The sequence below is a fragment of the Paraburkholderia sp. MM5477-R1 genome (assembly GCF_050436385.1).
In the GTDB taxonomy this organism is placed as follows: domain Bacteria; phylum Pseudomonadota; class Gammaproteobacteria; order Burkholderiales; family Burkholderiaceae; genus Paraburkholderia; species Paraburkholderia tuberum.
Genome location: NZ_JBNDMC010000007.1, coordinates 513,031 through 539,016, shown reverse-complemented (window position 1 = coordinate 539,016; position 25,986 = coordinate 513,031). Strand labels below are relative to the sequence as shown.

Genomic DNA, 25,986 nt, shown 5'->3' with positions numbered 1-25,986 from the left:
AGAGCCGCCTCCCTGAAGGCGGCTTTTTTGTAGTGGCAACGGCCCGGCACAGCGCGCAAGCCGCGCAGCCCTCACCCTTGCAGCAGCATCGACGATGATCCACGATCCAAACGACTCCGGTCTCCCGGACGACGCCCCGACCCCCACGAGCGCAGCCGATCAGCCCGCCGGCAACGAGACGAACGACGTCGACGGCACGCCGGGTGCAACGCCGGCAGACACGCTTCATCACCGCCGCATCCGCAGCTTCGTCACGCGCGCGGGTCGCGTGTCGACCGGCCAGCGCCGCGCGCTCGATGAGTTCGGCCCGCGCTTCGTCGTGCCCTATGCACCACAACAACCCGACTGGACCGGCGTGTTCGGCCGCGAAGCGCCGCGCGTGCTGGAGATCGGCTTCGGCATGGGCGCCACCACCGCGGAGATCGCCGCGCACCGTCCCGACGACGACTTCTTGGGCGTCGAAGTCCACGAGCCCGGTGTCGGCGCGTTGCTGAAGCTGATCGGCGAGCAGTCGCTGACGAACATCCGCATCATCCAGCACGACGCGGTCGAAGTGCTCGAGCACATGGTCGCGCCCGACAGCCTCGACGGCGTGCACATCTTTTTCCCCGACCCGTGGCACAAGGCGCGCCATCACAAGCGCCGGCTGATCCAGCCGAAGTTCGTCGCGCTGCTCGTGTCGCGTCTGAAGCCGGATGCGTATCTGCATTGCGCGACCGACTGGCAGAACTACGCCGAACAGATGCTCGAAGTGCTCGGCGCCGATCCGCTGCTCGAAAACACCGCCGACACCTACGCGCCGCGGCCCGACTATCGTCCGGTGACGAAGTTCGAACGACGTGGCCTGCGGCTCGGCCACGGCGTGTGGGACCTCGTGTTCCGCAAGCGCGGCGCCGCGTAACGCGACGAGACGGCAAGCCAACGAAAAAAGGTCCGCACATACGCGGACCTTTTTTCATCGCACGGCAAATCTCAATCGGCCCAGCTCAACCCGCCGCTATAACCGATCAGCAGGATCAGCAGGCCAAAGCCGATCCGATACCACGCGAACACCGTGAAGTCGTGCGACGCGACATAGCGCAGCAGCCAGCGGATGCAGACGAACGCACTGACGAACGCGGCCGCGAAGCCGAGCGCGAAGCTGCCGAGCGCATCGGTGGTGAGCAGGTGCCAGTCCTTGTACAGCTCGTAGGCCGTCGCGCCGAAGATGATCGGAATCGCGAGAAAGAATGAAAACTCGGTCGCGGCGCGGCGCTCGATGCCGAACAGCATGCCGCCGATGATCGTCGAGCCCGAGCGCGAGGTCCCCGGAATCAGCGCGAAGCACTGTGCGAGGCCGACTTTCAACGCATCGAGCGGGCTCAGATCGTCGATGCTGCGCACCCGCACCGCCGCGTCGCCGCGCGCGCGCTGACGCGCCTCCGCCCACAGGATCACGACGCCGCCCGCGACCAGCGCAAACGCGACCGGCACCGGTGAAAACAGCGCCTCCTTGATCGACTTCTCGAACAGCAGGCCGAGCACGACTGCCGGAATCGTCGCAATGATCACGTTCAGCGCGAAGCGGCGTGCCTCGGGCCGGCTCGGCAGCCCCACGATCACGTTGCCGATGCGGCGGCGAAACTCCCAGCACACGGCGAGAATCGCGCCGAGCTGGATCACGACATCGAAGGTCTTCGCGTGCTCGTCGGAGAAATCCAGCAGACTGCCGACGACGATCAGATGCCCGGTGCTCGACACCGGCAAGAACTCCGTCAAACCCTCGACCACGCCGAGAATCAGCGCCTTGCAAGCCAGTAACCAGTCCATCCGTGCCCCTTATCGCGGTAGGTTGTCGCAACGAAATGGGCCCGCACGGTCATGACTGGCATGCGCGGCCCACGTGGCCGCGCGTGCCAGTCATCTTTCGACGATCTGCACGCGTATGCCGTTTGTAAGGATCGTGATTGTACCGGGTTCGTAGTTGACGCCGGCAAATTGCAGTTGCTCGGGCTTGAACGTGTAGATCGGATAGTTGGTCAGCAATTGGGTCGCGAGCAGCGCCGCGGCCGCATTGATCTGCTGCGTGTAGATCTGCGCCTCGCCGCTCACGCTGACGTTGTCGACACTCGGCGACTTGAGGATCACCGAACGGCTCGCCGCGTCATATGCAAGTTCACTCGACAGCGTGAACACGCCATCGACCGGCTGCTGCAGGAACGGACTCGCGAAACGCGCGTCGAGCTTCACCTGCACGCGGTTCGCATCGGGCAGCATGCCCACCACCGGATTGCTCAGCGCGACATCGAACACCTGCGACACCGTGCGCTGATACGGGAACTTGCGCTGCACGGCCTCCTGCACCTGCTTCTGCGAGAACGTGTAGTGCGACGGCATGAACGGAAACGTCGGGCTCGCGCAAGCCGCGAGCGACACAGTGATGCCAAGCGCGCTGCAGCCGGTCAGCGCAGCGCGCAGAAAGCGGCGCCGGGCCGGCGCTGCGGGTCGAGTCATGCGAAATCTCCTGTGGAAGCCCTTGCGGACATCGGCTTGCGTTGACGGGTGTGGTCAGCGACGGCGTTTACCGCATGCCGCGCGTCATGGATGGGATGCCGGTTGTGTTTGCGCCTCGAGTAGCGTGAGCCACGCGAGCGCTTCGCCGCGATTCGCGCCGCACATCTCGAGTTGCGGCTGCAGACCCGAGCAGCATGCGGGCCGCTCCGGCCGGCCGAAGATCGCGCAGCGCAGATCGTCGCCGAGTTGCACGCAGCGCACGCCCGCCGGCTTGCCGTTCGGCATGCCTGGAATCGGGCTCGAAATCGACGGCGCGATACAACACGCGCCGCAAACGGGACGGCACGCGTGAGCGTCCACCCGTGCACTGTTCAACCTTTGATCCACGTCATCTTTCCTGAACTCACACCTTGGCAACGTGTTGCCAGACCCGCATTGTGCCACTGCCTGTCTGTGCGACCTCTTTACACAATCGGGTCCCATGGGCACGCACGTAAACTCGAAGCTGCTGACTGACCATGACACGCGGCACGCTGCGAGAGCCGCCCACCGTCCGACACTGCTCATGTCCCAAACCGACACCCTGTTCCGCCCCGACCTGCTCGCGCGCTACAGCGCGAACGGTCCCCGGTATACGTCCTATCCGACCGCGCCGCAGTTCCGCGAATCGTTCGACACCGCCGACTATCACCGCGCCGCCGCCGACCCGGGTGCCGCGTCGACCGATCTGTCTCTGTACTTCCACATTCCGTTTTGCGACACCGTGTGCTTCTACTGCGGCTGCAACAAGGTCGTGACGAGAAATCGCGCGCATGCGCGGCCGTACCTTGAGCGGCTCAAACGCGAAATCGGCTTGCAGGCGGCGTGTTTCGATACACAGCGGCCCGTGTCGCAATTGCATTGGGGCGGCGGCACGCCGACGTTTTTGTCGCATGACGAGATGGCCGAGCTGATGGCCGCGACGCGCGAGCACTTCAAACTTCTGCCCGACGATCGAGCCGAATATTCGATCGAGGTCGATCCGCGCGAGGCGTCGCCCGATACGGTCGCGCTTCTGCGCCGCCTCGGCTTCAACCGGCTGAGCCTGGGCGTGCAGGACTTCGATCCGCGCGTGCAGCAGGCGATCAATCGCATCCAGCCGTTCGAGATGACCGCATCGGTGATGCAGGCGGCGCGCCCGTACGGTTTTCATTCGATCGGCGTCGATCTGATTTACGGGCTGCCGCATCAAACCGTCGTGAGCTTCAGCCGCACGCTCGACACGATGCTCGAACTGGCGCCGGACCGGCTGTCGGTGTTCGCGTATGCGCACATGCCGCAGCTCTTCAAGATGCAGCGCCAGATGGATCCCGCGACGCTGCCGTCGAGCGAGGAGCGGCTGGCTCTGCTGCAACGGATCGTCGAACGGCTGACTGAAGCGGGCTATGTGTACATCGGCATGGATCACTTCGCGCTGCCCACCGACGAGCTCGCTCGCGCGCAGGCGCAGCGCACGCTGCATCGCAATTTCCAGGGCTATAGCACGCGGGCCGAGTGCGATCTGATCGGTTTTGGCGCCTCGTCGATCGGCAAGGTCGGCGACGTGTACGCGCAGAACGCGCGAGAGCTGCCCGCTTACACCGACTCGATCGATGCGGGCCGGCTCGCGATCGCGCGCGGCATCCGCCTGTCCGCCGACGACCGTCTGCGGCGCGACGTGATCACGCAGCTGATGTGCAACCTCGAACTGCGCTTCGACGAATTCGAAGCGGCGTACGGCATCCACTTCGCCGACACGTTCGCGCCGGAACTCGCGCGTCTGCGTTCATTCGAGGACGACGGGCTGATCTCGCTCGGCGCACGCAAGCTCGAAGTGCGAATGGCCGGCCGCATGCTCGTGCGCAATCTCGCGATGGTATTCGACCGCTATCTGGGCGAGCAGACGCTCACACGATTCTCGCGCACGGTCTGAGCACTGCTCGCCGCGAACGCGCTGTGGCGGGTGAAGGCAATCAACTTGCCCGTCTACCGATTTTCGGCCATAATCTGCGTCTTCCTCGCGCGCTGAACTCCCGATGCGCGCGCTGCAGTATCTGCCCAGGTGGTGAAATTGGTAGACTCGGTTTAGATACTTGTTCCCTACCGGTTAGTTGGGCAACCCGCGCCGATAGGCGATTTGCTAGAGCTTTGAAACCGGTAGCCCTACCGGTGGCGTTGTTCGAAGCACCAAGACAATTGGTCCGGAAGAAGTTGTTTTTAGTAGTATTCACTGGTATTGTCGCCAGCGAATTTGCGTCGCCCGGGTGGTGAAATTGGTAGACGCAGGGGACTCAGACCAAATTTGAGCCCTCTTGAAGAAATTCTTGAGGTGAAGCCCGTCAAACTCGGCGAAGGCCCTGGATGAAAAATCCGAGCTAATACCGAGCCAAGCTCCAGCGTGAAAGCGTCGGAGAAGGTGTAGAGAGCAGACGGCGGGCACCTAAAGCAGGATAACAACTGCCACGGTGAAGGCGTGCTCCAGACCACGAACAGAGGCAACTCTGGCGGCGAAAGCCGAAGTGGTAAGAAAATCCCCCGCCGCAAGGCGTGCCGGTTCGATTCCGGCCCCGGGCACCATCAGCTATATGCGACGAAGCCGCCTTATGGGCGGCTTTTTGCATTGGAGCCTTCGACGGGTTTAGCCGCATGAATGGCACAACGAGCAAGAAACTGGACAAACGAGCGTAAATACGGCGCTTAATTCTCGGCCCCTAGTAGACTAGGCGGTCCTTGGTCATCTGCTGCGCAACCGGCAAGGTACAGTATCAAAAACAGATTGTTCCGCACTCACTCGCCCGAGAGCGCCAAGTTCCGATGGTCTATCGCAACGTGCCTCAAACGAAGCACGAACCTCCAGATTCGCTCTTCAACACTCGTCCTCCGAGCATCGCTCAATGCGGCAATCCTGTATCGACCACCTTCGATGAAGGCGTGAAGTTCAAACTCGCCGGTCGGCTCGCTTCCAAACTCTTTCAAGCCGACATTCTGACCCGTACCTCCTGCTGCCGGACTCTTCTCCCGCAACCGGAACGAGTATCGCAAATCTAGGATTTGGACCGGGACGAGGTCGGATTGGCCAGAGGCTGCTGGCACGTAGTGCCCTGCGGCCCCTAGCGTTTCGAATAGCGCGTTGATTAACAAAAGACCACGAGCGGCGTATCGACCCGAAGTTTCGATTGTCGCAACCGTACCTGCGGAGTAAGCCGGCCAGCCCCGACCGTCTCTGGAAGCAGATGTCGCGTGCGCAGCAATTTGCTGCGTCACGGGCAGACATTCCGACAGTGAAATCGGCTTCGAGATGGGCGCGTAACGAACAAATCCATCATCGAGCATCTGGTTGACAGGTGCGAGAACATCGGAAGGTAGGTTCGTGACACATTTTTTAGTAAGTCGTCGCCTGTGATAGACCAAAGGCCCAGACGTCGACGGTAAATCCTTGCGTTGAACATTCTGGCCGGCCCTCACCCGCGCCCAGTAGCCTAGTGCCGGCGTCGGGACACCAAGCCGGTCACATATCTTCAGCAGGCCCGAATCGGATAATCCGTACCTCGGTGCGACTTTAACGACCGGCTCAGCCCACACCTCTTCGTACAGCTTTCTACGATGGATTGTCTGCAGTTCCGCCACCATGTCACCCTCCGCTCGCTTCTAGCACCCATGATAGTTCGCAGGTTCGAGTCATCAAGAACGCAAGTATTAACGCTTAGTTAATCGCGAAGTACGATTAATATGCGCACCCACATCATAAAAGAACAAACACGCAATTTCGATGGAAGATACGAATAGTCCAACCTATCGAAATATTTTACCGCGGACATTTGTTGCTTTCTGTAATCCTCACAGACAGCCTCATGTACCAACACAATGTTTCGAGTGTTCGCATTCGGCCCGAGATATTGGTTTGAATTCTTAACCTTTAGCGTCTAAGCTAAATGGACCGAGTTCGGTGCTCATCCGGATGATTGCGGAGAGGTATTGTGAACACGCCGAGCATTTCTAAAACTTATATGGAGATGTCTACGATGGGTACAAATCGCGACAATCGACGTGCGCTTGCCACACGATTTGGGCACGCAAACTTCGTGATGACTTTGTACTATCTAAAAAAAGGTACGCTTGCTGGCCCACAGCGTCCGGGAGTGACTCGCAGGCGTAAGGGCTGCTCCGTGAAGGGCAACGCCTCGACCAGACGGACATCTTAACCACGCGTCTCCCCTCGCCGGACTATGGTCTGACTCGGTCAGCGGTGCGCGCGAGTCACGGTACGTGCAAAAAGCTGCCCCTTGTAAAGCGAGTGGTGGACGCACTGGGGCGACCGTGTTTCTACTTTCAGCTCATTTTTGCCGGTCCTCCTTTTCAATACTGTCAAATCTACTTGCACCGCACTTTATATTTTGGTACTGTGCTTTTTCCCGGCGATAGGCGCTCTGGCGGCGCCTATCCTCCATTGCGTCACTATGTGATATCGCGATATAGCATTGCGGAATATTTCCTATATGCATATCAGTTTTGATTTGTGGTCAATGCGCAAAGCGCTAGACAAGCCGGGATAGAATGGAGAAAGCTGCTATGAAAAATCTTACTTTCGTTCAGCGTCTAGTTCTTGTTCTGATTCCCTTTGCGACCGAACTCGTTCGGCTCGCAGAGTTAATCTACAAGAACGTGACCATTAATTATAGAAATCATGGAACCTCGATGGGATTCCAAGTTTGAGCTGAAACCCGGGAAATGGGTGTTTGTTCCCAACGGTGACACACTACAACTTGGAGCGAAAATCAAAGACGAACTAAGTCAACGCTGGAAGGCGCCCGCGTACTACTACCATCTTCGTCAGGGTGGCCACGTTGCAGCGTTGAAGGCCCACCTTGGGCAGACCTGTTTTATTCACGTCGACATCGAGAACTTCTTTCAGCGTATAAACCGCAGCCGGGTAACTCGTGTCCTGAAAGGGATGTACAGCTACGCAGAGGCTCGAGATATTGCGAATCTCTCGACGGTCCGATTGCCTGAGGATGCGCCAAAGCGCTACATACTGCCGTATGGATTTGTTCAATCCACTTTGCTTGCAAGCATCTGCCTGCGTAAAAGTGCACTCGGCAATTACCTGAAACAGCTCTCTGCGACTGACGGCATAGAGGTAAGCGTTTATGTTGATGACATAATCATCTCTCTGAACGACGAAGCGCTGGCGGCAAATATTTTCGCTGACGTTAAGCGCATGGCCGAGAAGAGCGGTTTCGATTTAAATCCAAGGAAACAGCAAGGACCGGCTGACAAAATCAGCGCTTTCAATATCGAGTTGTCTCAGAATTCTCTGCACGTACTGCCTGACAGGTGGCACGCGTTTCTCGGCGCGATGCGTGGAGACGGGAATCCCCATCGACACCAAGCCATCCTCGGCTATGTCGACTCCGTGAACCCGGCTCAAGCCAATCAGCTCCAGGCCGAGATGCTCTGATACCTCGCGGGGATACTCCCCCCGGAGGGGCCGCGCGGCCGCGCAAGGCGTGGTCCCGCAGCCCCAGGTCGCCGGGATTTTCCGCATCGGATTAGGCGCGGCACCTTGGCAGACCGTGCCCGCGCCTCGAACAAGTTCAGCTAGTTCATGAGGCAAACGAGCCAATCCAATCAGGTTCCACCGGGAGCACGTGGCGGCTGCCAGCCTGCAACGGGCCCGACGTGGACATTTATGCCTTGCGTGAACTCCTTCTGCCGGTCAGGTGGGCCAAGATAGAGAATCGCGGTGCAGCTCTTCGCTAGCTCCCGATAGATTTCGGGGTCGGTCGCGCAGCTGAACAGCAGGCCGACATGTATTTCCGTGCCGCCACCTCTGGCTAGTACTTTCATCTGGAGCGCTTGCTCATCCGGTTCGCCCATTTCTACGTCCCATCCGGCATCTCTGAGCGGTCGAACCAGGTCTTTGATGCATTCATCGGTGAGATGAGCCTTGCGCAGGAGCGAACCATCGTCGGTGGGCCTCGGCGGAACTATCTGACCGTACTTCTGGTAGTTCTGCTGTTCAAGCATTCGTAGCGCCAACTGTCCCTGCGCCTGGAGTTGCGCCTGCTGCCAGAGTAGAACGCTGTCGTTGTTCATCTCCGGCAGTAACAGCGGGACGCTATTGCTTTCATCGTGCCAAGACTCAATGACGCCGAACGTGGCGAGCGCAACGACCAGGCGTCGGAAGTTTCCGTCGTTTGCCCAATCGGTCGAAGTCCCGTGGGCGAACAGGTGGCGATTGAGCCAGGTCACACCCTCGTACTTGTCGGTATTGCGAAAGAACACGTCCTTCAGCCATTGACGGAAGGTCTCAAAGATGAAAACTCGCTCGTCTTGACCATACAGATACTCCGTCGTCGTGTACTCGTCGGGCACCCAGTTGCGGTCGAAGCGAATGCGTGCCGCGAGCCCGCAGGCTCGGTCGATTACGCGGTCTATCTGTTCCGCCACATGCAAATTTCCGTTTTCCACTGAGATGCGCTGGAGCGCGCCCTCCATAACTGGAATGAGCGCAGCGATACTCGATGCACGGTGTCCGGCATAAAAGGCAAGATATGCTTCTCGAACAATCGGGTAAAACGGGGCGAGGGTACGCGACTTCGAGATGAATTGCGCGATGCAGACGGCCTGAAATGCGAGTGTGTAAATCGTGGAGGTGTGATAGTCGAACTGTTTTATGGCTTCCTCTTTCGAGCGGTGTTCAACAGCCACCAACAGGGGGAGGATTCGTCCTCGGGGCACCCAGAGAGGCTCGAACCATTCCGCTTTCGACCAAATCGCCGCGATACGCTCATGGGCTCTTCTGCTTTCGACCCAGGCAGGGTCATCGGTCGCCGAGACAGTCGGGAAATATGCTGTTTTGCCTCCGACGGTTAGCACGACCGCTGGGATGGGCCTGAACGCGCCAACCGGCTTTTCGACCACTTCCTGGGCATCAAGCCCGGCATCTTTCGCCCACAGTGCAATCGTTTCGGCATTGAGGGCGCTCAAATGCGAAAGCTTGAGGGCACGGCACCAAAGCCCTTTGAATTTCTTGGGCAGCATCGCATCGGCGTCTGTACTTTTTTCGGGCATGTTGTCGTCCGTTTAGTTCGCTTTTCGCGCAGCACTTTTATGGTACGTGACCTGTGAGGTCGCCCGCAGTGCTTTCGGTTTCGCTACAATCGTCCGATACGTACCCGTGAATTTCCGGGCGCGCGCTGGATATAAGCACAACTATTCGGGGGGCCGTTTGACAATTCAAACAGTTTCGGCCGCGCAGTTCGCGAGGATGTTCTGTCTGCGGCCGATGCAATACGCATGGTTCCTGGGGGCGGGCGCTTCTGCGTCGGCTGGCATCCCGACAGGCTACGCGATGATTACCGACTTCAAGAAGCGGATTTTTTGTGAGCTGTCTGGAGTAAAGCTTAAGGACGTCGATGCTGACGACCCGCTTTGGACCGAACGCATCAACTCGTACCTCGCCTCGCATTCGAATTTGCCGCCCGCCGGTGACCCGCTGGAATACGCCGCTGCTTTCGAAGCTGTTTACCCAACGCCGGATGACCGTCGCAACTACATCGCGGCCGCGGTTGAGAAGGGCACTCCGTCTTACGCGCATCGTGTTCTCGCTTCATTGATTACGACGCACCGGGTTCCCTGCATCTTTTCGCCGAACTTCGACCATCTGGTTGAAACGGCCGCGATGCAGACGGACCAGCTGGTCCCAGCTAGCGGGCGTGCGAATATCACGGTCGCTGGAATCGACAATGTCGGCCGCGCAACGCTGGCGTTGCGCGAGAGCCGCCCGCTTTTGGCCAAGATTCACGGGGACTACTTGTCGGTGCATATCAAGAACACCAATGAGGAGTTGCGACATCAGGACGAGCAGATGCGGCAGTTGCTTACCTCTGCGTGTGGTCGTTACGGACTTGTCATCGTCGGATACAGCGGGCGAGACGACTCCGTCATGGTTGCGTTGAGCATCGCGATTACGCAGCCGAACGCATTCCCCGGCGGCATCCATTGGGTGACCCGCTCCGCAAAAGATTGTCTGCCAGCGGTTCAACAGTTTCTCCAGGCGGCGGACGCCGCTGGGGTACGCACGTCTCTAGTCGAGTGTCACACTTTCGACGAACTCGCCGCTGATATCCTGGACAACTTGACGTTACCAGCAGAACTCAAGCGACACGTCGGCGAATTCAGCGCTCCGCAGGTTTTGCGCCCTGTCCCACTTCCTACGCAGGAGCACGCGCGGTACCCCGTTCTTCGCTGCGCAGCGCTTCCCGTTCTTTCGATGCCGACTATTGCTCGCCGAATCACAACAGAGAAGCCACTTTCCAGCGAAGAGGCGCGAACGCTCGCTCGTAATGTCAGTCCGTGGCTGATTGTCGCGAGCAGCGGTCGGGACCTCGCAGCCTTCGGTGAAGATGCTGCGCTTCGTGAGGCCTTTGCCTCGGTGGGTGGTCACGTTGCCGGCACGATTGCTCTGTCGCCGGAAACCGATAGCTGGGCGTTGGGATTGCTCTACGACGCCCTCACCCGGGCGGTGTGTCGGCGAAGGCCCCTCAAATCCAGGATGCGGCGCCAAGGGCACGCTGTTATTCCGCATGGCGATTCGGAGAAAGAGACACCGGAGGCGCGCACCCGACGCGTCGAGCGTCAGGCGAAGCTGAAACGGGCATATGCCGATTCGTTGTACGGGAAGACCTCGCACGGGTACCCGTTCTATGAAGGCGTCGTTCTTCGCCTTGAGCCGGTGGCGGACCGCTGGTGGTTGGCATTTGAGCCGACGACCTTCGTTGATGTGCCCCGTGACATTAATGAAGAACATGACGATGATGGAGTGGACGGCTTTGACCGAAAACGTTGGGTTGACCCGACCGTGGACTGGCGCCGCGAGCGCTGGGCGACGCGATATAACAACAAGTGGGACGCAATTATTGAAGCTTGGGCCAACATGTTGGCTGGTTCCGACAATACTGTCTTGCACGCGACTGGCGTAAATGACGGTGAGGGCGTTGATGCTCTTTTTAAACTCCCACCTGTGACCGCCTGGAGTCGGCCGGCGCACGACGCGCCGTACTTCCATCGGGGGCGCTGAAGATGGACTATCTGTCTTCCAGGATGCCGCCGTTCTCGCTGCTCGCAGAGCCGGAACTCACATTCAACAGCGAGAACACAGCGCTCGAGGTTAATCCATTACGGGGACTGAGTCGGTTTGGAGCGTACAACAGTTCCTCGTTTGCGGCCTACACGCCTGAGCTGCGCGTTGCAATCGTCGCTCCTGCTGAGGGCTGGAGCAAGATTCGTGGACTGGTCGAGACCATTCGCGCCAGTCATGCGCCAGGAGACCGGCCCAATTACGTTCCACCGTTTCCGGGGTTTGAAAAACTCTTCGATGTTCCAATTGTTGCGGCGCCGAAGGGTGTGCACATCAAGTGGCCCGACGACCTGATGGCGTTGGGCCGAGGTGGCGCACCCCACGAGCGACTCCTCGCAGCGATGTCCGCCGCCATGTTGCATTTGGATACAATGCACGACCAGTTTGATGTGGTCATGGTGCACCTACCGGATAAATGGCAAGTCGCCTTCACCGCGGCCGGCTTCGACGCACACGATGCGTTGAAGGCGTTGGGTGCGCAATATGCCATACCGACGCAGGTAGTGAACGACCGGGTCTTTGCGTTCAAATTCAAGGCGTCCCTCGCGTGGCGCCTCTCCATCGCGCTTTTCGTAAAGGCGGGTGGTGTGCCATGGAAGCTTGCCCCGCTAAACGGGGTACCCGACGGCACGGCTTATGTGGGGCTGGCATACGCGCTCCGAGGGGACCCGCGAGCGGCTCAATTCGTGACGTGCTGCTCTCAGGTATTCGACGCCGATGGCGGCGGTATGCAGTTCGTCGCCTTCGAAGCGCGTGACCCTGTTGCTGACCCACGTGAGGCACGCAGCAATCCGTTTCTCAGTCGCAGCGACATGCGCGCGGTGATGGCCCGCAGTCTCAACCTCTACCTCAAACGCAATGGTGGACGTCTGCCGCAGCGCCTTGTGATTCACAAAACGACGTCGTTTAAGGAAGAAGAGCTGCGAGGCGTGTTCGACGCACTGTCTACCGTGAAGGAAGTTGAATGCCTGGAAATTGGCAGCAGGGGCGCGTGGCGCGGAGTCTGGCTAGTTGATGGCCGCAGGCTGGGAGTGCGTAGCGAAGCAGATAAGGCTCCGGTTCCTCGTGGCGCGCTGCTTCAGCGGACGGGGAACTCTGCTCTCGTATGGGTCGCTGGTAACGCACCGACGGCGGGACTAGGTAATCCGCTTTTCTTCCAAGGCGGAAAGAGCATTCCGAAACCGCTCAGCATCATTCGTCATGCCGGTAGCGGGCCGCTCGAAATATCGGCACTCGAGACAGTTGGGCTCACCAAGATGGACTGGAATAACGACGCCCTGTATGACCCCGTTCCAGTAACGATTCGCTATTCGCAGAAGCTCGCGCGAACCATTGCGAACGTCCCTGGACTGCCGGGAAATCACTACCCCTATCGCATGTTCATGTGATTCTGGACGCACCGGGCCAAGAGATTTGGCCTGGTGCGTCCAGTAGCTTCGGTACGGTTATCTCACGGAATCCAGATGTCATTCCCGCGGACGACCAGTATCGAGTACCAGACCCGCTTGCCTCGTGCATTGTGGCCAAACTGGCCAAGAGCTAAAGGCCGTGCGACGCTATGCTTTCGGCAGCATTATGGCTACTCCCTGCAAAACGGCAGCGACGGCAGCGGCTTGGGCTGCAAAGGAGTTCAACACCCTGCCATGCCGTTGTGGCAGTTATATCGATAATTTTTCCACTCTTGGCTCTTTGGATTGGTCCGCGGCCGCCGTGGAATGTTAGGTACGTTACGCCTTGCGGAAACGCTCCATCGTAGTCCGATTCAACGGTAGCGATAGACGCCCACCACCAAAATAAGGCTGCCACAAAGGCCGCCAGCGCGCTAGCGTAGGTCACAATTGAGGTAACGGATTCCATTCTCATAGTGTTAGGTCGGGCAGCCACGCATGCTGGCCGCGACAGCGCATCATCAAGGAGATGCGCGTTGCTCAAAAATGCGGTAGATACTAATGTGCTGGATGGTCGTAACCTTGCTGCAGAAGTTCGATTCCATCTAAAAACAGCTTTTCGACGTGTTCCGGCTCAGTCACCATAAAACCAAGTTCATCGCGAGCGCGGTCATCGGGACTTCCCTTGAACGAGAGCCAGTTGAAGCTGGAAACAATCGCAAAGCGCTGGTCCGACACAAGATGCTTTCGATGTGTGTTTCCGACGAAGTACACCTTGAAGTTTGCGTAAGCCTTGGCCAGCCTCTCAAAATCTCGCCTTGTCGAGTCAGAAATTGGCACCTTCCCGCGTGCCGCGTCCTTCGGCTTTTTGTTTCCTTCGTCCTCCGCCAGTCCATATCCTATATGTACCTTGACTCCCTTTTTGAGCAGCCTTTCCAGTGACTCTCTGAACGGCTTATCCACAACTTGAGCCCTAACCCATGGAGAAATGATAAGTAGACGCTCCGAGGTTTCAGACAACGCCTTCTCAAGCATTTTAGGGTGCTCATGGCATCGAATGAATCGTTGCGTTAAGTCGCGAAGCCGCGACTGCGCCTTCGTCGCTTGGTCAACCTTGAAATCAATCGACGCCTCTGGCGGTGCTGCCTCAAGCTCTTGCGAAGAGGCGATTTCCTGCTCTAGCTCGGCGAGTTCGGCCATCTGCGCCGCGGAGTCTGTGTCTGGGAACACTGCGGCGAGATTTTCAACCTGCGCTGATTCGGATACATGCCGCGAGCCAATAAGCTCCGGCCCTCCCAGTCGACTGAATGCTAACTCGTAGCCCTCGTCGAAAAAGTCGCTGCTGCCGTCGAATCTATCCTCGAACACAAACGCAACTTGAACGTCGTTACCCGAAACAGCTCGGTAGTAGAGCGCGAGGCACGGAATGAAGTTGAGTTCCGCTCGCTCGATACGCTGAATACCCAGCAGATTAGGGACAGCCTCATCCCGACGTGGAAAGCGTTTAAGGATTTTGTCTACTTCGCTCAGGGATACTTCAGAAACTTCGGGTTTTCTGGCTCCGCAAAGAGGTAACTCTAATCTTCCGGATTCACGAATCTCAGCCGGCTTCCAAAGTGATGACGTCGGCGCAAATATCACTTTTTTAAGAACTGGGTCGTATGCCAATCGCACCATCCGTTCTTCGGGAACGATGGATATCAGCTCTGCAAGTGCGATGCGTCCCTTAGACGTGAGTGAAACTGACGCCGACACGGAGGATGTCGCCCTTGAATACTGAACGTATTCCTTGGCGTTCAAGGCTGCCAGCGTTCCGGTCAGGAGCTGCGAGGGCAGTCCTAAAAACTGTGAAATCTCGCCGGTGTTTGTAAGCCCAGCAGAGATGGCTCGCAGATAGCCCTCTTCGATGGGATTGAGCGGCTTCTTGGCCAGCGTCAGGACGCGAGCATTGAGCCTAAACACTGGTGCTGCGGCTTCCTTGAAGGTCGCCAGCACGTATCCCGGCCGCGCATAAGCAGCCGATTGAAGAATGTCCTCAAGCTTTTTCACTTTGTTGCCTCTTCGACCACGCAGTCCTGGGGATGCGCGCTCATATGTTCGAGAACAGCTTTCAAGGGATTTCTACGAGCATCGGCGCCTCGACAGAAAGCGTCGTCGCCGACTATCGCGACGTAGTCTTTGCCGCGCGACAGGGCAACATTGATTCGCTCGAGGTCTTTCAAAAAGCCTAAACCGTTCACTTCGGAACGCGTCACCGAGAATATAACCACGTCGGCCTCCCGCCCCTGGAACGCGTCGACGACATTGACGTAAATCTCGGAGAAGCTGGACCATTCCTTCTTGCGACGCTCAATCGCCGTTCGAAGTCTACGTCTCTGCTCGCCGTATCCGGTAAGCACAGCCACTGAGATGTTCTTTTTCTTGTCCGAACCTTTCGAGATTGAGAAATCAAACCTCGCCAACAGCTTTACGATAATCTGAATCTCGAGCTCATTGTAATGAGATGACCCAACGGTGTGAGATGCCCGATTTTGAAATTTGCTGGTCGTAAACCACGTGACCGGGCGACGCATCGCCGCTGCAAGATAATTGGGCGCATCCTTCCGACCACTTTGCAGTCCGTCATCGTAGAAGCACGCTGAAATCATGTTCCCGATTGCCGGGACCATACGATGTTGCGTCGCCAGCACTTTGCGCAGACCCTCGGTCAAACCGTTGCTCAAGTGGTCGAAGAGAGTGGCCTTCTGGTCTTCGGGAGTAAGCTTGTATTTTTCAAGCAGACCTTTGGCACTCAGCTCGGGGTCTTGAAACGGTGATAGCTGCTTGTTGTCGCCAACCAAGATGGTTCGGCGCGCTCGAGCCATTGGAACTAAAACCTCGGTGGGTGTAGCAATCGACGCTTCATCGACGATACAGAGGTCATATACAATTTCATTCCGTCCAGGTATTGCCATGACGCCGAGGCATGTTCCGGCAACAACTTGGGATGCGGAAATCACTGCTGCCCGAAATTCTGGAGCTCGTCCAAATCTACTCTCCCAGTCGGCATGCGCGGCGAGCAGTTTGCGGAGTTGAGCAGTCGCGTGGTCCCCGGGATTTGCGTACGCATCCGCCCACTCGCGGAGTTCCTTTGCGGCGCACTTTGAAAGATGCGACACGGCGCTTGCGTCAGATTCAAGCTGGCGAATCGCGGACACAGTCTCCTGAACGTCCTTGGTCAAGGCACGCTCCTCAGCCAGCAGGCTAGACATCTCCTGCTCAATCTCGACCAGTTCGTCCGGCTCCAATGCGCGTCGCTTGTCTTCAGAAAGCGCTGACTGAAGGTCGCTAAGGCGATGCATGACTACTTCATGGCGCTCAAGGAAGCCGGCACGTCGCTCCAACGCCATAGCGAGCCGGATGTCCTCCAAGCGTAACTGACGGGTCGCGGCCCAACTTTCAATGAACTGTTTTCCTGCGGCTATCGCACTTCGTCGCATCCCTGGCATCTTTCGGTCAATCAACAGACGCTTAGCAGACTAAGATATTCTGTCATCGTCGTCGTGTCCTATCCGGACCGCTCTAACGGAGTCCTCACTCAGTTTTGAAATTCGCTCTAACGAGTTATCCAACGCGACGTGCGTTTGCGAAGTTAAAAGAATCCGTGCACTCGGCTGTCGACGCAACGTCTGGAGGACCATCTCAGAAATGAGCGTGGTCTTACCGGTCCCGGGTGGTCCCTGAATCACCATCAATGCCGGCTCAGCGAGAGCAAGCCGAATCGCGTCCTTCTTATCGTCGTCGATTTCCGATTGGATGAAGTCGACATCGACTGGAACGCACGCAGGCACAGTTTCGGGTTCAACGATATAGTCGCCGAGAGATGCGTTGACAGCTCTGCCATAACGCACTGCGTCTAACGCGGTTTTCTGCTTGTCAAGAGCCGCGTCGGCTTTCGCAGTGTCAACGACCAGGTGGCCGTGTTCGGGAAGTTCATCAGGCGCAACCTTGTTTCTGTCGCTGATACGTACCACCAACGTGTCTTGAGCCACCGACACAATCTGGCCGAAGAAGTCTCCCGATTCTGGAAGGACAATTTTTACGTCAGCTTCTTCGAGCCCTTGGTCAGCCAGCGTTGAAGACAAGTCGAATTGGAGCACAAACGCGGAAAGAAGCTCGACGCCCGAATAGTAGATGCGACGCTCGCGCATGCGCTCAAGCTCTGTCTTCGCGGAAAGAAGGTCAAGCCACGTCCTGTACATACGGTGCTTTCTTTGCTGCAAAAGAACAACCTTTTGTTCAGCATCGAACTCATCGAGCTTCTCGATGAGTGTAGCGATGTTATGCTCAGAAAGATGCGCAGCAGCGCCTGCCGCGACCAACCGGAAAGGACACTGCAATGTTTCTTCTCGATACTTCTCGCTTTGGAATGCCGTCATGCCTACGGCAGCCGTCAGCACTAGCTTTTGCTCGTTATCAGATATCGCTGCGATATAACGATATTTTTCTCCGATGAGTCTCAATGCACCTTTCCCTGAAGCCGCAGGCCGACCCTCAGTACCGGCTATCGCCGGTTGACGTCCGCAGCTCGCATTCGCGAGCTCTGATTCGATGAAACGAACACACTCTGCATCGCTCCGCAGTCCTATGTCGAACTCGAGGACGGAATTAACCTTCTTCGTCAAACTAATCAACACAGTTCCCGGCTTCTCCTCCACGCGCCGTGGCTCCAGTCTGCCGAACTCAATCAGAAGACTTGCGGCGTCGGAAGGCCGTTCTGCCGGATTTTCCAGCGCAAGGCAGCGCTTCAACAGCACCCGAACAGGCTCCGGGACACTAATCGTGTCTGCAGCAGCGACTAATGCAGCGTGAGTGGAGCAAGGCGTAGTGCAGAGAGAGAAAACGCTCAAGGCTGCGAAGCCGAACACGTCGCGGCTGTATGTAAATGAGCCATCATCGAGTTCGGGTGGGGCAAAAGGCATTGAGGCGTACTGAGCCAAGGTGATGCCTGGCTCAAGAAAATCCCTTATCTTCGAAATCCCAAAGTCGCAAACCCGAACCGTTCCGTCGAGGTGGATTAAGATATTTGACGGCTTAATATCGCGATGTGCTGTTGCGCGGGTGTGGGCAAAGGCAAGAGCTTCCAACACTGGTCGCCCGATGGATGCGAAATAGTTTCCCCACTCGTCGTAGCGCTTCCTGTCCAAGACAGACGAGAGTTCGTTCTCTACCCATTCCATCGCGATAAAATGTTCACCGGTCTCGTCATCGACACCACAGTCGAAAATATTCACGATGTTGGGATGTCGGAGGTCCCGCAGAGCCTGCGTCTCGCGCCGAAATGACTCCTCGACCACCTCGTCTGTCGGGTCTGCCCTGAAAATTTTAACGGCGACATGAGACTCGGACTGGGTATCGTATGCCTTGAATACCGAGGCTAGTCCGCCACGGCGTGGAGCGCCCTTGATTACATACCGTCCATTCGACAAAAACCTGGGGCTGGCGCCCGCAAGGGATATTGTCGACCTAAAGGTTGTCCCGTTTGAAGTGTCGCCGCTCATTAGCTGTGCCCTTTTTATCAGCGTTGGATTTTTCACTGAACACGACTTATATTGTTGCAGAATCGGGCGGTCTCGCGAAATGGAACCGACATTTTATTTTCGCTGCCACGTTTCGAGAATCAATGTTTTGAGCGATTCTTGGCATGTGCATTTCTGGCAAGTCGAGCCCAGCGGCCGCGCTTGAGCAGATTGACGCTATTTCGATGCGTCTGGAAAAGCGTTCGAAATATCCGTTTCCGTCCATCGGGCGACGCGGTTCTCGGTCTCAATCAGACTGACCAGATAACTTCATCAAAGATTCGAAGTCAAGACACCCGTGCCTTTTCAGAGAAAGGTGAGGGACGGAATTCGGTTTCGCTTATCGGTCTGCGCCAGTGGTCGGCTAGTGATTTCCCAACGGCTGCGACCGCAGACATGGCTGTCGGCGCGGCCCCGTTCACCCTACCAAACTTTGTCCTGCCCTTAGCATCAGCCAACCACCCCGGCGCCCGGCCACGGCCGCCCCACGTCGCACGCGACTTGGGGTCACGACAAAGCGCCGGCTGCGGACCTCTGGGTTGACCAGCGTTGCCCGGGCAAGTCGGGGCCTCGCCCGGCCTGCGGCGTCAGTCGACAGTAGCGGTGAGGTATCATCGCTCCCGTCACTCACCAAAAGGACGCGCAAATCTGATGTCCGTAGATTCCAGCTGGTTTAGCCAGATTGAACTCGAGTGGGCACAACTTCGCCAAGGTGACCCGTCACTCGACGTGGAACGATTCTTCCGCCACGTTGTGTCGGCAAACAAGGTGGGCTTCCTTTCCCTTGAATCTGTCGCGGCCATTGCGAATGGGCTGCTCACAAGCCCGTTGTCGGGCGCGCCTTTGCTCGGCCGGCGGCTGCTTGAACGGGTTGGCCCTGACCGGCATCCTTCCCTCCGGGTCGCGCTTGCACTGTCTCTTGTCACGGAGACAGGTGGGCCCGCGAATTACGAAAGCGGACACGTCATTCTGGGCGATGTCCTCAAGGACGATTTGGCGAGCGAGCCGCTGCGCGGCATGGCGGCAGCGGCTCTTGCGGACAGCGCGAGGCTTGGTCGTGGCATGGACGCCGACCTTGAGATGGCCAAGGACATGTATGCCACGGCCTTGGAGCTTGGACACCGGTCGGCCGCGTATAACTTGGGCTTGTATTGGGAGGGACGCTGGGGTACGAGTGCTCCCGGCGACGTCGTCCCCGACAGCACAAAGGCGGCACAGGCCTACAAGCGCGGTGGTTCGAACGCAAAATGCGCCGCCCGCTTGGGCGCATTGCGGACCCGTTCGAGGTAAACCACGCCAATCGCGCGTGCCGACGCAAAAAAAACGAGCTCTGTGTGCTCGCTTACACGGTCGATTAAGCAGCCGCGGCTTCCGGCGCAGCCGCGACATTCGTCGTCGTGCCCACCTTTTTGGCGCCAACCAGTTTCTTCGCCGGCGCCTTCTTCGCTACCGCCGCCTTTATCGCGGGTTTCTTCGCGACGACTTTCGGCTTGCTCGCAGCGCCAGAATCTGCAACTCCGCTAACGCTAGCAATCAGAAACTTTGCCCGGTCTTTCGCACCGGCTAGCCACGCCGGAGCCGGACCGCGTCCGCTCCAGGTCGCGCCGGACTTTGGGTCGCGATACTTAGCCGGTTGCGGACCTTTCGGCTGACCCTTGGTAGAGGTCGCACCAATCGCCTTCGGGGTCTTCTTCACCGCAGTCTTTGCCTTGCTCGTCCCACCCGCGTTCGCCGCAACTGTCGCTTCAGCACCACTTGCAATCAGGAACTTACTCCTGTCTTTGGCTTCAGCAATCCACGCCGGCGCACGGCCGCGTCCACTCCACGTCGCGCCTGACTTTGGGTTCTGGTACATCGCTGGTTGCGGCCCACGGACAAAGTTGCCAGCCGCCTTCGCCTTGCTGGCAGGAGCCGGCTTCGCCGTCGCTGTACTTCCGTCAACCAAGAATTTGTCTCGGTTCTTCGCGGCGGCAATCCAGCTTGGTGCCCGACCGTGTCCGGTCCAGGTTGCACTACTCTTCGGGTCGCGATACTTGACCACAGCAACACTGCCTTTGCTCATGGTCTTAACAACTGCCTTCGTGGCGCGCCGCTTGCTGCCAACGTGCGCGTAAATGTCAGCGGCGGTCAGGCCGTGCTTCGCCATCAACTCGCGAATCTTTTCGATGACGCCCGACGATTGCTTTGCAATCAGCGCATCCGCTTGGGCCTGCAATTTTTTAACCTTCGCCTGCATTGCTTCCAAAGTCGTTGCCATCAAGTGGCCTCCTCATAAATGTGGTCGCAATATGCCACGGTCGCGCTAGAAAAGGCTAGTGCATTGACTAAAGCGGTGTATCACCAAAAATCACAACACCGCGTCGCCGCCCTCCCGGCTCTTCAATGGGGCCCGCTCACGGCTTGTCCTTGCCGCGAACATTGCCTGGTGGTTCTCCGGTACTTCCACCGCTCCTCCTTCGGCGTTGGAAGAGAGCGCCGAATCCAACCGCGACAAGCAAGGCCGTCATCAGGCCGGCGCAGGCACCTCTGGTTCGCCGGGGTACGATGTCTGCGTAGACAATCGCTATGCCGCAAGTCGGTGCTCGTAGAATGGCCGGTCCCGGTCATCAAGAATTCCGTACATCGCCACCAGGTTCTTCGGGTCTGGGTTGACCCATGCATCTATGTTTTCCGGCTTGATAGGAATGATGCACCGGTCATGTCCTGCGGCGGCTACCTCTGGAGGAGGTTCACCCGTTTTGGCGGCAAATGAAAGCAGGTCTGGCTGCCCCGGCACGCTCCATCGTGACCACAGACACGCGACATGCATCAGCTCGCCGTTGCTCGGACGAAACTCGAGAACGACATTTTCATCCCGCTCGTGAGTCTCCAGTAACGTGCCTTCGAACTTCGCCTTGCTCACATTTTCGTAGAAAACTTCGGCAAGAAGGACGGCATGCGTGCGTCCAAAGCATGGCGCCCAGAAACCTTCGAGGCTATCCCGGCGCGCATTGTAGGTGCCAGGATACTTCACATCGTACGACGCCGGCTTGCCCGCAATCCGACATTGATAGCGCATCGGTTTGACGACGACTCGCCCGTTCTCCATGACCATGGCGGGGGGCATAGTGGCCGGAAATATGCGCGAGTTTCTCGGCTACGGCTCTGCGCGCCGGCTGACCACCGACACAAGTCGATTTACACGCTCGTAAATCAGTGTAAGTCTCCTCCACATGGTCTGACCTCCTACGAGGCGCATTCTTTCTGTATGAGAGACGGCACTCTCATACAGCCACTGCCTGTCGATGGTCTGGATGCCTGATTGGGTTATCACGAATCGACGATGTTGCAAATCGCCGGACCTTCAGGACCACCGCGGCCGAGAATGCTGACGCTTCATTGGACTCAATCAACCGGCCTACCGTTGCGCAGCGAGCAGCGCATCCTCGATTGCGTCGGGCTCCATCATGAGCGCATTGACACCCATGCGTGGCTCACGTCCGTCCATCGCTCGCCAATGCGTGACACAGCCGCACCGGCGGCATCGATTAAAGGTCAGCGTGCGCCCGTTGCACATACCAATGTAACTTTCGGTCTCGCCGTTGTCGACGGCGAACGACACATCCTGTTCGTCGTAGTATGCCCACAGCGCACCGTATCTCCAGCACGTGGCACATCCGCACCGGTCGAGTTCCGTAGGTGCGGCGTCGACAGCAAAGTGAACGGCACCACAATTGCAGGAAGCACCAATCGGCACATGTACAAGTTCCTCGGGGTTATCGGACAACCAGTTCAAAAGATTCTTTCGACACTGCACCCCTAGAGCGGGCGCAGTTCTATCCTTGTCAAGAATGCGATTTATATGTTCGCGAGCGTGGCCTATGGGAAGTTCTTTAAAGAATGCATCAATTGCTTCTACGTCCAATTCCCCTTCCGCCCTCGCGCAGTAAATTTGAAATTCCAAGAAGGTCCGCTGCTTCACCAATTCTTCATAGCTACTCATTTTGCTACCTCCAACATCGCAAGTTGCGCCACCCCGGATACCAAAATTAGCGTAATAGCCCCTGCAGCCGAATGGAGAACTTAGTCTCTAAAATTCCCTTCGTTGAGCCGCTGCACCGCCCGGTCATTGCAGTATTCACACACGATGCTCCTCGTCTCAAGCTGCGAGTTTGTGCTCGTAGTAGGGACGCACCTTCTCGTCGAGTATCGCGTACTGCGCAGCAACGTCTTCTGGATTGGGGTTGAGCCACGCATCGACGTTCTCCGGCTTGATGGGAATGATGCACCGGTCATGCCCTGCTGCGGCTATCTCCGGAGGAGGTTCGTCCGTAATGGCGGCAAACGAAAGGAGGTCGGGCTGGCCCGGCGCGCTCCATCGTGACCAAAGACAGGCCACATGCATCAGCTCGCCGTTGCTTGGACGGAATTCGAGAACGACATTTTCGTCGCGCTCGTGAGTCTCCAGTAACGTGCCTTCGAACTTCGCCTTGCTCACATTTTCGTAGAAAACTTCAACAAGAAGGACGGCATGCGTACGTCCAAAGCATGGTGCCCAGAAACCTTCAAGACTATCCCGGCGCGCATTGTAAGTCCCGGGGTATTTGGTGTCGTAAAACGCGGGCTTTCCAGCAATCCGGCACTGGTAACGCATGGGTTTCACGACCCGTTGGCCATTTTCCATAACCATCACGGGTGCGTAGTTGCCCGGAAAAATGCGCGAGTCCCGCGGTTGCAGGTCGGTTCGTTGCAAGTCTTCAAGTTTTCCCTTGGTCCATGCAATTTTGTCGGTGGCGATTCGCTGGCTTTCAGTCGCTGCTTTGGTGATTTTTGTCTGCAACGTCCGTTCGGCGTCGGCTAGTCGCTTGCGCTGTTTGAACAGGTCCTGCTCCAGTGTCGTCGCCTGCGCCGATTTGAACCGGGCAATGAGAGCGTTGATTTCGCGCTCCGCATCATCCTGTGGTTCGGAAAAGGCATCTTCCATGGCTTTTGGTATCTTCGCTCTGCTGATGCCTTCGGCGCGCTCAAAAAACAGACGGGCGAACTCGTGAATGTCCATTAGGGCGCCAAAGGCGCGCACGAATTTCCGGTAGTCCGCCAGAACCTGGGCTGAGTAGCACATGAATGCCTCCGTTTTGTCCTTTCATGATACGCATTTGCATCCGCTCAGCAGAAGTTCCTGCTCGCGGTCATGAGGCCGCCCAGTAGGTGAACGTCGGCGGCAACTCAAGCCAGTCGAACAGTTCGGGCGCCGTGCCGAAGGCCCGGTCGAGAGAATCCAGAAGGTGCTCGCCACACCGGCGTTGCAGCCCTGCGCGAGGCAGGCGCCGTATGTCGGCGATGGTCTCGCAGCCAAGGCCATTGAACCAGTCGAAAAAGCGACGGACCTCAGGGACCGCGACCATCGGCAGTGCGGAAAGACGATGGTCAAGCGACGCGAGTTTCAATACCCGACGATTCCCGTACTTCGCGAGCAACCAGGCGCCCTGGCCCGTCGGGGCCGCGCTGATGCGCGCGGTGAAACCGAGAGCACCAAGGACGGCTTTCGCTTCACGACTCAATGCAAGCAAGCCACCGAAGAGGCGCAAACTCGCGCCGACCTCGACCACGACTGTGGCCTCATCGAGCAGTGCAACCTCAGGCGAAAAGCGCATCAGTGCGATGCCAACCTCGCGCTGCGCGGCGCCTTCGCGACCCATGTCGCGCTCGTGCATTTCCGTTTCGGGCGACAAAGTAAGCACCCCGCCGCGCTTCATCCCAAGACGCACACCTGCCGTGCGGGCGGTAGCGTCCGCAATAATGACCTTGTCTTTCTCGAGCACGGCGCTGCCGTGAGCAGGCTCAGGTGACCACTTCGGTCTGAAGACCTCGAGCGGCAACTTCGGCAGATGAACGGCGAAAAAGACGCGCATGTCGTGAAATCAGAACAGGGGTTGGTTGAAGGGGAATCGACAAGGGCTCTGCGCGTGAAGGCCCTCGTCGTTTCACAATGTCCACAGTCAGGCCATCGGCTGATGGTCTGAGTGCTAGCCGCAACAACGCAGGTGACGCATCCTGCGCAGAGGCCAGTGGCCGCACCATGATGAAAAGCGTTTCCGATGACTGGGCAGCGAGGTGCAGACGTCGAAGCGATGAAGCCTGTGCGTACTGCGTCCAGAAAATCAGCGCGCCGCAACTGCCGGCACGAAGAATCTGCTCCGCCGACCACAATGCATCCGCGGTTTTCGGCGTCTTTACGCGAAGCACCTGGTCCAGAGAAAGCCCGATGTAACTCAACCCCAGTCCGTCAGGGGTATGAGGCGGCTGCACGAACGCGACCGGTCGATGTCCAGCCGCGCTGAGCGCCGGACGCAGCAGCCGGAGTTCGCCTACGCCGGCCTGCTGGACGAGCAGGTCGACTAGCGCGCCAACTGGCCATCCACCACCCGGCAGTTCCGCTGACAGCGCCGGATACCCAGTCTCGACGACCCTGCCGCGACTACGGGCGAGCTGCGACGCCCGCCACAGCGATGGGTGTATTTCCTCAGCAAGCACGGTAGCGGTAGACATTGGCAGCACAAAAACCTGTATATTTATACAGTATCGTACACGCAAATCCATGCGAGTGAACTGACACTTTTTTGCGGTTGAACGATGGACGTGCCCAGAAACAGTCCGACAATGCAGCAGATGCGTTCGCTCGGAGGCGGATGTTGGCCGCGTGCTTTATCCAGAGGGAGACTTCAACATGAGAGCAGACGAATGGGTTCGGGAAGCCGAACGGGAATCAAAGCTTGTGGACGCCCTGTTCAAAGCGCGTCATCTGATTTCGATGCATAACGGCATGACCGTACGATGCGACGGTGAGGAATGGCCGCTTGATTTCGGCCAAGAGCTGAAGGTGATTGACGCTACGTTGAAGATGGCAGGAATCGACACTGCACGGCTCAAGCAGTAGATACTTGTCGAGCCGCTCGAGTTTAGGCAATCATTGATGAGAAGCGGACGGAGGACCGACAAGGGTCGACAGATGCAGACTGACAAATACCGTGGATACACCCTGTGGGGGCATGCCATCCTTCAGCAGGACGACATCTTGCGACCGGAGTGCTTCGCCAGCAGCGGCACAATTATGCGCGACTCGAAGGTCGTGGCGGCGTCTGGGGTGCTCGACGCATTCGATACTGATGAAGAGGCAGAATCAGCAGGTCTTGCGTGGTGTCGCGCGTGGATTGACAACCACGGCTAGCGCGAAAGAAGCGGAACTCGGTCCCTTGCGCGGAGTGCCGGCGCCGCGGCCAGCACGACGCGACGTTCTGCCGTGCGAGGTGAAAAGTTAGTTTTGAACCACAATGGGCGCCAGAGAACGAACTTCCTTGTCGGCCAAAGTCCTTCGTTGCATCGTCGTAGACGGCTCGGTATGGTTTCT

Annotated in this window: 19 protein-coding genes and 2 pseudogenes; 8 read left to right on the top strand and 13 right to left on the bottom strand. The window is 57.9% G+C overall.

Features of this window, described 5'->3' with window-relative positions; translation table 11 throughout:
• Window positions 1–94 precede the first annotated feature (94 nt).
• A complete protein-coding gene (trmB, locus tag OKW35_RS31310; protein ID WP_429554122.1) occupies window positions 95–901 on the top strand; it encodes a tRNA (guanosine(46)-N7)-methyltransferase TrmB in 807 nt (268 codons plus the stop codon).
• 71 nt (window positions 902–972) lie between these two features.
• Here trmB and OKW35_RS31305 read toward each other — a convergent pair whose 3' ends face one another.
• The 3 genes from OKW35_RS31305 to OKW35_RS31295 all read right to left on the bottom strand — a co-directional run bounded on the left by OKW35_RS31305 (window position 973) and on the right by OKW35_RS31295 (window position 2,880).
• A complete protein-coding gene (locus tag OKW35_RS31305; protein WP_184058119.1) occupies window positions 973–1,809 on the bottom strand; it encodes an undecaprenyl-diphosphate phosphatase in 837 nt (278 codons plus the stop codon).
• A 90-nt stretch (window positions 1,810–1,899) separates the two neighbouring features.
• Entirely contained in the window at window positions 1,900–2,493 is a 594-nt protein-coding gene (locus OKW35_RS31300; RefSeq protein WP_429554121.1) for a DUF1439 domain-containing protein, read from the bottom strand.
• Window positions 2,494–2,577: 84 nt separating this feature from the next.
• Window positions 2,578–2,880, bottom strand: a complete 303-nt coding sequence (locus tag OKW35_RS31295; RefSeq protein ID WP_429404707.1) for a YkgJ family cysteine cluster protein — start codon at window positions 2,878–2,880, stop codon at window positions 2,578–2,580.
• A 178-nt stretch (window positions 2,881–3,058) separates the two neighbouring features.
• Here OKW35_RS31295 and hemN point away from each other — a divergent pair, with 178 nt between their 5' ends.
• Window positions 3,059–4,444: an oxygen-independent coproporphyrinogen III oxidase gene (gene hemN / locus OKW35_RS31290; RefSeq protein ID WP_429554120.1), complete on the top strand. Its 1,386-nt coding sequence runs from the start codon at window positions 3,059–3,061 to the stop codon at window positions 4,442–4,444.
• A gap of 2,751 nt (window positions 4,445–7,195) precedes the next feature.
• On the top strand, window positions 7,196–7,969 hold the full coding sequence (locus OKW35_RS31285; protein ID WP_429554119.1) for a reverse transcriptase domain-containing protein: 774 nt from the start codon (window positions 7,196–7,198) through the stop codon (window positions 7,967–7,969).
• Between the two features lie 170 nt (window positions 7,970–8,139).
• On the opposite strand, the gene OKW35_RS31280 is transcribed toward OKW35_RS31285, so the two are convergent.
• Window positions 8,140–9,585, bottom strand: coding sequence for a hypothetical protein (locus OKW35_RS31280; protein ID WP_429554118.1), 1,446 nt, complete (start codon window positions 9,583–9,585; stop codon window positions 8,140–8,142).
• A 280-nt stretch (window positions 9,586–9,865) separates the two neighbouring features.
• Here OKW35_RS31280 and OKW35_RS31275 point away from each other — a divergent pair, with 280 nt between their 5' ends.
• The gene (locus tag OKW35_RS31275) at window positions 9,866–11,593 is read left to right on the top strand and encodes an SIR2 family protein (protein WP_429554117.1); all 1,728 of its coding nucleotides are present in this window, start codon (window positions 9,866–9,868) and stop codon (window positions 11,591–11,593) included.
• A 2-nt stretch (window positions 11,594–11,595) separates the two neighbouring features.
• Window positions 11,596–13,041, top strand: a complete 1,446-nt coding sequence (locus OKW35_RS31270; protein WP_429554116.1) for an argonaute/piwi family protein — start codon at window positions 11,596–11,598, stop codon at window positions 13,039–13,041.
• Between the two features lie 558 nt (window positions 13,042–13,599).
• Here the strand turns inward: OKW35_RS31270 and OKW35_RS31265 are convergent.
• The 3 genes from OKW35_RS31265 to OKW35_RS31255 are packed head-to-tail and all read right to left on the bottom strand — an operon-like array spanning window position 13,600 to window position 18,581.
• Entirely contained in the window at window positions 13,600–15,090 is a 1,491-nt protein-coding gene (locus OKW35_RS31265) for a phospholipase D-like domain-containing protein (RefSeq protein ID WP_429554115.1), read from the bottom strand.
• Complete coding sequence (locus tag OKW35_RS31260; protein ID WP_429554114.1) at window positions 15,087–16,520, bottom strand: DEAD/DEAH box helicase; 1,434 nt, start codon at window positions 16,518–16,520, stop codon at window positions 15,087–15,089. Before OKW35_RS31260 ends, OKW35_RS31265 begins: the two co-directional genes overlap by 4 nt.
• Window positions 16,521–16,559: 39 nt before the next feature.
• Window positions 16,560–18,581 carry a protein kinase domain-containing protein gene (locus OKW35_RS31255; RefSeq protein ID WP_429554113.1) on the bottom strand — a complete coding sequence of 674 codons (2,022 nt, stop codon included), beginning with the start codon at window positions 18,579–18,581 and terminating at the stop codon, window positions 16,560–16,562.
• Between the two features lie 669 nt (window positions 18,582–19,250).
• Between OKW35_RS31255 and OKW35_RS31250 the strand changes: the two genes are divergently transcribed.
• On the top strand, window positions 19,251–19,889 hold the full coding sequence (locus OKW35_RS31250) for a sel1 repeat family protein (RefSeq protein ID WP_429554112.1): 639 nt from the start codon (window positions 19,251–19,253) through the stop codon (window positions 19,887–19,889).
• 64 nt (window positions 19,890–19,953) lie between these two features.
• Here OKW35_RS31250 and OKW35_RS31245 read toward each other — a convergent pair whose 3' ends face one another.
• From OKW35_RS31245 to imuA, 6 genes and pseudogenes are all read right to left on the bottom strand, one after another.
• Window positions 19,954–20,856 (bottom strand): H-NS family nucleoid-associated regulatory protein, encoded by a 903-nt coding sequence (locus tag OKW35_RS31245; protein WP_429554111.1) that lies wholly within the window; start codon window positions 20,854–20,856, stop codon window positions 19,954–19,956.
• Between the two features lie 306 nt (window positions 20,857–21,162).
• A pseudogene (locus OKW35_RS31240) lies at window positions 21,163–21,732 on the bottom strand (SOS response-associated peptidase family protein); the annotation flags it as partial.
• A gap of 264 nt (window positions 21,733–21,996) precedes the next feature.
• Window positions 21,997–22,581 carry a GFA family protein gene (locus OKW35_RS31235; RefSeq protein ID WP_429554110.1) on the bottom strand — a complete coding sequence of 195 codons (585 nt, stop codon included), beginning with the start codon at window positions 22,579–22,581 and terminating at the stop codon, window positions 21,997–21,999.
• A 156-nt stretch (window positions 22,582–22,737) separates the two neighbouring features.
• Window positions 22,738–23,700 carry an SOS response-associated peptidase family protein gene (locus OKW35_RS31230; RefSeq protein WP_429554109.1) on the bottom strand — a complete coding sequence of 321 codons (963 nt, stop codon included), beginning with the start codon at window positions 23,698–23,700 and terminating at the stop codon, window positions 22,738–22,740.
• 85 nt (window positions 23,701–23,785) lie between these two features.
• Window positions 23,786–24,490: pseudogene (locus OKW35_RS31225) on the bottom strand (Y-family DNA polymerase); the annotation flags it as partial.
• Window positions 24,420–25,127, bottom strand: a complete 708-nt coding sequence (gene imuA / locus OKW35_RS31220; protein ID WP_429554108.1) for a translesion DNA synthesis-associated protein ImuA — start codon at window positions 25,125–25,127, stop codon at window positions 24,420–24,422. The gene imuA and the pseudogene OKW35_RS31225, both read right to left, overlap by 71 nt.
• Before the next feature lie 178 nt (window positions 25,128–25,305).
• On the opposite strand from imuA, the gene OKW35_RS31215 reads away from it, so the two are divergent.
• Entirely contained in the window at window positions 25,306–25,515 is a 210-nt protein-coding gene (locus OKW35_RS31215; RefSeq protein WP_134138565.1) for a hypothetical protein, read from the top strand.
• Between the two features lie 72 nt (window positions 25,516–25,587).
• A complete protein-coding gene (locus OKW35_RS31210) occupies window positions 25,588–25,806 on the top strand; it encodes a hypothetical protein (protein WP_429554107.1) in 219 nt (72 codons plus the stop codon).
• Window positions 25,807–25,986: the final 180 nt, after the last annotated feature.